General features: G+C 58.4%; 11 protein-coding genes. 6 read left to right on the top strand and 5 right to left on the bottom strand.

Annotated elements, in window-relative coordinates:
- Nucleotides 1-318: 318 nt before the first annotated feature.
- Complete coding sequence (locus tag GOB93_RS20335; RefSeq protein ID WP_010668796.1) at nucleotides 319-645, bottom strand: hypothetical protein; 327 nt, start codon at nucleotides 643-645, stop codon at nucleotides 319-321.
- Between the two features lie 109 nt (nucleotides 646-754).
- On the opposite strand from GOB93_RS20335, the gene GOB93_RS20330 reads away from it, so the two are divergent.
- The 6 genes from GOB93_RS20330 to GOB93_RS20305 all read left to right on the top strand — a co-directional run bounded on the left by GOB93_RS20330 (nucleotide 755) and on the right by GOB93_RS20305 (nucleotide 3,790).
- Nucleotides 755-1,393, top strand: a complete 639-nt coding sequence (locus tag GOB93_RS20330; RefSeq protein WP_173585204.1) for a LexA family transcriptional regulator — start codon at nucleotides 755-757, stop codon at nucleotides 1,391-1,393.
- Nucleotides 1,394-1,630: 237 nt separating this feature from the next.
- Complete coding sequence (locus tag GOB93_RS20325; RefSeq protein ID WP_018307607.1) at nucleotides 1,631-1,801, top strand: hypothetical protein; 171 nt, start codon at nucleotides 1,631-1,633, stop codon at nucleotides 1,799-1,801.
- 13 nt (nucleotides 1,802-1,814) lie between these two features.
- A complete protein-coding gene (locus GOB93_RS20320) occupies nucleotides 1,815-2,114 on the top strand; it encodes a hypothetical protein (RefSeq protein ID WP_173585203.1) in 300 nt (99 codons plus the stop codon).
- A gap of 137 nt (nucleotides 2,115-2,251) precedes the next feature.
- Complete coding sequence (locus GOB93_RS20315; protein WP_018307608.1) at nucleotides 2,252-2,650, top strand: hypothetical protein; 399 nt, start codon at nucleotides 2,252-2,254, stop codon at nucleotides 2,648-2,650.
- Nucleotides 2,651-2,713: 63 nt separating this feature from the next.
- Nucleotides 2,714-3,229, top strand: coding sequence for a hypothetical protein (locus tag GOB93_RS20310; protein ID WP_173585202.1), 516 nt, complete (start codon nucleotides 2,714-2,716; stop codon nucleotides 3,227-3,229).
- A 12-nt stretch (nucleotides 3,230-3,241) separates the two neighbouring features.
- Nucleotides 3,242-3,790: a hypothetical protein gene (locus GOB93_RS20305; RefSeq protein WP_173585201.1), complete on the top strand. Its 549-nt coding sequence runs from the start codon at nucleotides 3,242-3,244 to the stop codon at nucleotides 3,788-3,790.
- Nucleotides 3,791-3,831: 41 nt separating this feature from the next.
- On the opposite strand, the gene GOB93_RS20300 is transcribed toward GOB93_RS20305, so the two are convergent.
- The 4 genes from GOB93_RS20300 to GOB93_RS20285 all read right to left on the bottom strand — a co-directional run bounded on the left by GOB93_RS20300 (nucleotide 3,832) and on the right by GOB93_RS20285 (nucleotide 6,148).
- Nucleotides 3,832-3,999 carry a hypothetical protein gene (locus tag GOB93_RS20300; protein ID WP_156477842.1) on the bottom strand — a complete coding sequence of 56 codons (168 nt, stop codon included), beginning with the start codon at nucleotides 3,997-3,999 and terminating at the stop codon, nucleotides 3,832-3,834.
- Nucleotides 4,000-4,127: 128 nt separating this feature from the next.
- Nucleotides 4,128-4,919, bottom strand: coding sequence for a hypothetical protein (locus tag GOB93_RS20295; protein WP_242010959.1), 792 nt, complete (start codon nucleotides 4,917-4,919; stop codon nucleotides 4,128-4,130).
- Between the two features lie 90 nt (nucleotides 4,920-5,009).
- The gene (locus tag GOB93_RS20290; protein ID WP_173585200.1) at nucleotides 5,010-5,243 is read right to left on the bottom strand and encodes a hypothetical protein; all 234 of its coding nucleotides are present in this window, start codon (nucleotides 5,241-5,243) and stop codon (nucleotides 5,010-5,012) included.
- 137 nt (nucleotides 5,244-5,380) lie between these two features.
- A complete protein-coding gene (locus tag GOB93_RS20285; RefSeq protein ID WP_173585199.1) occupies nucleotides 5,381-6,148 on the bottom strand; it encodes a hypothetical protein in 768 nt (255 codons plus the stop codon).
- Nucleotides 6,149-7,022 lie beyond the last annotated feature (874 nt).

Raw genomic sequence — 7,022 nt, 5'->3', positions numbered from 1 at the left:
TTTTTCATCAGTTTGTCCTGAAAGACAAAGTGCTTGGACGCATGCTGCCGCGGGGTTCCTCACTCAGTCAGTGATTGCGATCGGGAACCTATCTGATTTTCATGATTGGGCGGCATCGTGATGCTGGATTGCCAACAACGTCAGCTTTTTTCGGCTTCCGTTGTACAACAGATGTTCCGCTGTCCCCCCAAAGCTGCCTCTGGGAGAGTATCACGGAGACACTTCGCGTCCGCCCATAACAGACCAGTAGATCACTGGCTCTCTACTCCGTTCGTCCGGTCCCCATTCATCGCGCAGAGGGGAACCCCTCACCCTCACTCACAGCCCCCCGATGTCCCGACAGATCTGCAGCAGCCCTGCCATCCTCTGCTGAAGCACAGCGCCGAGGACCATCACCCCTTCCAGCAGCCTCGCCCCCTCGCTGTCAGCCTTCAGGCTTTCCAGCCGCCCGCGCAGCAGGGCATGCTCGATCTCGATCAGACGCAGCACGTCGTGCAGTCCGGCATGGAGGTCCTCAAGACCGGGAGTATGTGCGGGCGGTGGCAGGAGCGGATCTTCAGGCATGATAATCCCTTCGACAGAACGCCGTTTCTGTGCGAGGATCTGACCATGACGAGTGACGGGTCCCGCAACATTTCGATTCACAAAACTACGCTTTTCCGACTTACATATCAAGCGGAAATCCGTATAGCGTCCTCATTTTGTGATGAGGACAGAAAGTGTGGCCCGCAAACGCAGACAGAAGCGCAAGCTCATGGATGAACAGATCCGCCTGATGCGCGAGCGTGGCGAGCGTCTCCGTGAAGCCGCCCAGAGCATCGGCATCACCCACGCCGCAAAAGCGGCCGGCGTCCCCTACACGACCCTGCGGGATTATATGAACGGTGGCGAGATGAAATTCTCCGCCATCGCTTCACTAGCCCGCGTCTGTGGAGTCTCCCTGGACTGGCTGGCCTTTGGCAGCGGCACAGGCCCCGGAACCGACAGTCCGGACGGAACAGCCACCGCCACCCGGCAGATTGTCATTCCCTGGCACGACAATCACGAGGACGGCCTGCGGATCGGACGCGACTGGCTGCAGAGCGCCATCCCCCGGGATCTCTCTGCCCTCTGCCTGATGACCAGCGAGGGCGATGCGATGGAGCCCACGCTGGCCTCAGGCGACCTGGTGATCGTCGACCGTAGCGTGACGACTGTCACGGCCAGCGCCCTCTATGCGCTGGAAAGCAGCGGTACGCTGATGATCCGCCGCCTCGATCCTCGTCTGGGCGGCGGCGTGCGGGTCATAGCCGACAACCACCGCTATCCGCCGCAGGATGTCGAAGAAAACCAGCTGGGCTGCTTCCGGCTGCTGGGTGAAGTTGTGTGGACCGGCGGCGTGCCCCGGCCGTAACGACCCGGCCGGAAACGACCGGCGAAGAGCTGACTGTCAAGAAATACGATATTTCGTATTGACGGCAGGCGATATCTCGTAAATTATCCCTCCCATCAGGCATGCAGGGCCAGTGCTTTCCGCCCTTCTGCCATCGGGAGGTAATGATGGTGTCTCTGTCAGTTCTGGGTCGCACACCCTGTCGGATCACGTCGTTCAGCGTGCTTTCTGTCCGTTATGGCGCAGGAGCATCCTGACATGCTGCTTCTGACAGCCCTTGTCTTCGGGGTCGTGGTGGGCGGGATCATCCTGCTGGTATACCTGAATAAATTCGGCGACTGGCTCGTCACGAGTGATGTCCTCTCTCCGAGCCTCATCATGATCTGCTCCTATCTGGCGTGCATGTTTCTGTTCCACCGTCATGACTGACCGAGAGAGCACGATGCCCCTCAATGACACCATTCTGCAGGCCGGTGAGAGCAGCGTCGATAAAAAGGCTGCCCGCCTTGCCGCCTATGAAGAAGAATATGGCGCGGAAGAAGCCGCAAACCGCAAGAAACTTCGTGACATGACGTTGTTCTGTGCCTGCGTCTGCGTCATCTGCGGGGTTGTCATATCGATCCCCTTTCATCCGGTCATCGTGTTCTGTTTCGGGCTTGCCGCGTGGGTCTATCCCCGCAGGCCGATGCTGGAAAAATGCAGGACCGCAGAAGAACGACGGAAGTTCTACGGGCTCGACTGAACAGGTCCGATTCAGAAACCACTTTTACTGACGAAATCAAATAAATCCGCCTGAATACAGTCGGCGAGACAGACACACATCCAACTGCCTCCAATATCCGATCTTTCCATCATCTCACAAAAAAGGAAAATGCCTCCATGTCCTCACGCTCGCTCAAAATGCTCGGCGGTGCTGTTTCTCTGACAGCCATGATCCTGCTGTCCGGCTGCGCCACGGAAGGCAACGAAAGCCTCAAGAACGAAACAGTGACCTCCATCGACCAGAAGATTCAGGATGGTGTCACGACAAAGGCCCAGATCCGGGCTCAGTTCGGTGATCCCCGTGAAAGCTCGTTTACCGACAGCGGCCATGAACAGTGGCGCTATTCCTTCACCAATGCCTCATCGGACGCGGCGAACTTCATTCCGCTGTATGGCGATCTCCATCAGGGCACACACGGCACCGAGAAAACCCTGACCGTTCTCTTTAACGGTGACGTCGTCTGGCATCACACGATGAATGCCTCGGCGGTCAAAACCGGAAGCGGCGTCTTCTGAGCCCGCATCCGGCATCCCGGATGACGGGTGACATCTGCTTCCTCCATGAAACGGACTCCCTTCATGAAACCTTTCCTGTCCCTATCCCTGTTCTCCGCCCTGTCGCTGCTCACTGTTTCTGCTCACGCTCAGGCGGTCAGTCAGAGCGACAGACAGATGATTGCGCACGCCCACTGGCTCAGCGCAGAGCAGGCCCGACCAGCCACATCCTCGGATACCGCCACCCTGAAGGCCGTCCCCGACCTCACGAAAACAGCCGGACAGTATCACGATCTGTGCGGGACACGCGTGACACCCAAAATCCTGCCTCTTGATGTCGGCGGTACTCCCGGCATCCTCACGGCGGTCATCGAAGAAGATCCAGCCTGCTTCGGGGGTGATGGCGCCCGCTACACCCTTCTCGACAGAACGCATCATGTCGTGTGGCAGAACTCCGCCGCCGCCATTGCCATTCTGGAAAGCCGTCATGACGGTGTTCACGATCTGAGTTTCGGTGGACCGGGTCCAAAGACGCCTGTCTGGAGCTGGTCGACTGCCAGACACGCCTATCAGTTACGCGTCGTCATCGACACAGAATAAAAAGAACCCGTCATGAACAGGAATGACATCGATTTTGAAGGGATCAAGACCCGGTTGAGTGTGTTCTGGAACACGCCGGATGAACTTGTTCTGGCTGCGCTGGGCTGCACCGTTCTGGCGGGGTTTCTGTCCTGTGCTTACCGCCATGTCGAACGCGGCATGAATTCGGTTCAGCACGCCGGCTTCAGCGGGTTTCATATTCTGGGTGTAACGCTCTGGGTGACCATCGCCTGTTTTGGCGCATCGTGGCTGAGCCGGAAACGTGCCTCCTTCAATGTCCCCCGCCTTTACTGTGATCGTGCGTCATGGTGCATGGCGCTGTTCTGTCTGGTCAAGATCTACGTTTTTCTGCAATCATCGCAGACAGAGACAAGCAGCTTCTTTTTTGCGTTCTCGAGCTTCCATCTCTATTTCACGCCCGGTTCCGGCATTCTGTTTCTCCTTGCTGCGCCTGTCCTGCTGTGGCGTGCAACACGGATCGAAAAGGCACTGGAGGCGGACAGACAGCAGGACGGGAGAGAGCCTGAACTGCTGCCGCCACTGGATGACAAAAACGACTGAACGGCAACCAGCCTCCCGTTGGGGAGGCTGGTCCGATCCGCTCATTCAACTTCGCGTCTGTTTTCCAGAAGGCGCAGAATACTGATGACACCATTCAGTTCCGGCACGTCTTCCGCCAGTCTGTCGCGATAGGCCACAAGCAGCGGAAGAATGACGGAAGAGACGATGTTTTCGACATCCTCATGATCGATACTATTCGGGCGTGCCATAAGAGTTATCCCTTGTTTATGGCTTGACACCAGGGTACTTCATCAGGGACTGCTGACTTATCAATCCTTAAAGAATTTCCTTGGGAATGAAGGGACATCCCCTCATCGCCAGTAACCCGAAGTACCAGTCAGTTCTTTCTGACTCTGTACTCGCGCGTGCGCCCGCGCAGGGGTAGTTGCCGCCCCTGTTCAGCACCGCGCGCCGATAGTCTCCTGCCTGATGAGCGACGTCCCTCCCTGCCATAAGCAAGCTGCGCGACAGCGGCTTCGATGGCTTCCGCGCAGATGGTCTCCAGCCAGTCCGGATGCGCCATCATGTCGAGCCAGATCACGCGGAGCAGCGGTCGGCCCGGCTGGCTGAACCAGTCCTGCTTCTCCTCCAGACGGTCCAGAGAGGCTTCCTCGACATCCGCCCGGCAGATCCGGTCGGAGCCCAGCATGCCCATCACCTCGATGCAGACCAGAGGGGTCTCCTCATCTGGTGCGCAGAGACCAAAATCGCTGCGCAGATACCGCCCGTCTTCCAGCCAGGGGTGGCAGCACAGGTCCAGTTCATTGGGCACCATCTGCACGAGGGTCTCCCAGACGATCCGCTCGGGAGCGGAGTCCAATGTTGTGCCATCGGACGCCTGTGATCCCGGTCGCGGCAGATCCGGATAACGCCGGGCGAGCGCCTCCAGCATCCGCCGCCAGTCGCCGAGGCTTTCGCCCAGCTGGTCGAGATGCCGGGCCTCAGGGCCGCAATAACGCATCATGTTCGAGACAGGCGGTGCACCAAGCCGCTCGGTGAGTGCGGCCATGAAATGCAGGTCTTCATCTGTCGCATCCCACGGCGAGAGACGACGGGTCTGGCGAAGACGGCGGATGGAATGAGACGAGGCGGATCGGCCTGTCTGATGGCGTGTAATCTGAGAACACATGGTGAAAATCCTGTGGGTCATCACCGGACAGGAAAAGTCCTGTCCGGTGAAAAGTTGATGAGAAAACGTGATGGAGAGATGATCGGGCGTTCACGTCGAAGCGGGGCTGTCCATGACTTCCTGAAGCGTCTCGCCAAAATCTTCGAGGAGATCACCGAGCAGCAGCACATGGCCTTCCAGCGGGCGACCAGACGGCAATGTGTCGTCGACACCGTCATCGCGGGCGACACACAGGGCGGGCAGCAGCACGTCGTGCATCTGGAGCCAGACATCAATCAGCCGGTCGAGGCCAGTTCGGGACAGAGAGAAATGTTCGGCAGACATAAGGGATGATCCTTGTTCCTACCTGCCCTGCAGACGCAGATCGACACCGGCACGTCTGGAAACGTCCGGTGACCGCAAAAGCCGTCAGAGGCAGGCACTGAAAAAACAGGTGGTGGAGATAGGGAAAGAAAAAGCGTTCAGTGGCCCCGGCAGGACAGATCGAACGGCAGCAGATCATCCTCTTCAGGACATTCGAGCACGCCGAGATGCTCCAGTCCGGCCTGCAGGCTGTAGCCGGGCGCGCACTCCGTGCTGAACCAGTGCGGGTCAACAGCCAGACCGTTGATCACAGGGGCCGCCTCCACCGCTGTGGAGGCCGACAGGCAGATCAGGTCTGACGGATTGATCTGCCGGCTCAGCGCGTCGAATAGCATCAGATCCCTTTGCGGGTCGGTCAGTCCCAGCAGATCTTCTGGCGCCAGACCCGCCAGCCGGCCGCTTGAGGCGGCATGTATGATCAGACTCATCGGCGTGTGGAACATCAGATGCGGCCAGAGCTCCCGGGCCGCGCGATGCAGGCACAGACCCGGCAGGGTCAGAGCGGGGTCGTCATTCGCGAGAAAGCGCCGCAGAAAATGATAGTTGAAGACGGCGATGGCGTTTGGTGCGTCCATGCCCTCTTCGGCGAAGACCAGCGGTTCATCGAAGCACAGCCGTCCGCTGGCGTCGTGATGCAGTTCCATCGTGCGGACGTAATCCCACACCGTCGAAACGGTGAGCGGGGTCCAGAGGATATTCTGCACCACGACCACGAAGCGGCTGCCCTCGGTAAAGCCGGTCATGGGTCTGGCCGGCCACCAGCTGAGCAGACGCAGGCGAAGGGACGCGAGTTGCCCCACGCCGTCAGAGCCCAATGCACTAACCGGCGAGGCGGGAGAGAAAAAGGAAGACGAAATTCGTGTCATGAAACCTGTCCTGAAAGGCGAGGAAGGACACGGCGGGAGCACACAGGCCCAGACGCCACATCCTTCTCTCTGGGAACGAAGGGACCAGTCCCTTCATCGACAGCCCTCAGGGCCAATGATGTCTCTCTGTCCGACCATCTTCTCTCAGACCTCGTCTTCCGGTTTCCCGGATGCAGACTTTGGCAGGGCCAAAGTCGCGCCGTCAGGCGCGCATCCGGCGACGTCCGAAGGACCATGCGAAAAATGGCGGATAACCGTCGTTTTTCAGCGTTTTGCGTGCGCCCTGCGCACCAAAATGCGGTATCGTGCCTTAAATCAGGGTCGAAGCAGCAGGTTGATGCTTATTTCAGCGAATGACAGGTCACCGAACCTCATTGTTTTCGGAGAAAATGACGCCATTCTGACACGGAACAGGCTGTCATGGCTCTGGTGTGACGGCATATTGGAGAGCGTCATCCTGTCCGCTGACGCCGCACGGGATACTGTCACCGTATTTCAGGATGCCTACGCTTGCGGAAATGATGTCACGACAGATGATGTCATACGGATAAGGCCAGACGAACCCATGACTATCTGTTGGCTGATGTCTGGAAGGCCGCCGCCAATCGGATACAGATGAACTTTGATCACGGAGGATGTCATTTCAATCGCGTTGAGATCGGGGCTATAGGGAGACAGCAACATCATCCACCAGACAAATTCGGATAGCGCGTGCGTCATGTCTGGTTGTTGAGAGATGGGTGCAGCGCAAGGCGTCTACATGTTCATTGAGGTGGTCCCGTCCGTTCGGACAGTTTTGCGGGCTTGATAAGCTATACCCGGTTGTTGTTATGCCGCCCTTCTGACGGCGTTGCTGTTGGCCATCTGGTCCGGG

The organism is Acetobacter musti (assembly GCF_011516835.1).
Classification (GTDB): Bacteria; Pseudomonadota; Alphaproteobacteria; order Acetobacterales; family Acetobacteraceae; genus Acetobacter; species Acetobacter musti.
The sequence above is the reverse complement of the archived record's forward strand: the minus strand, read 5'-3'. Positions and strand labels throughout refer to the sequence as shown.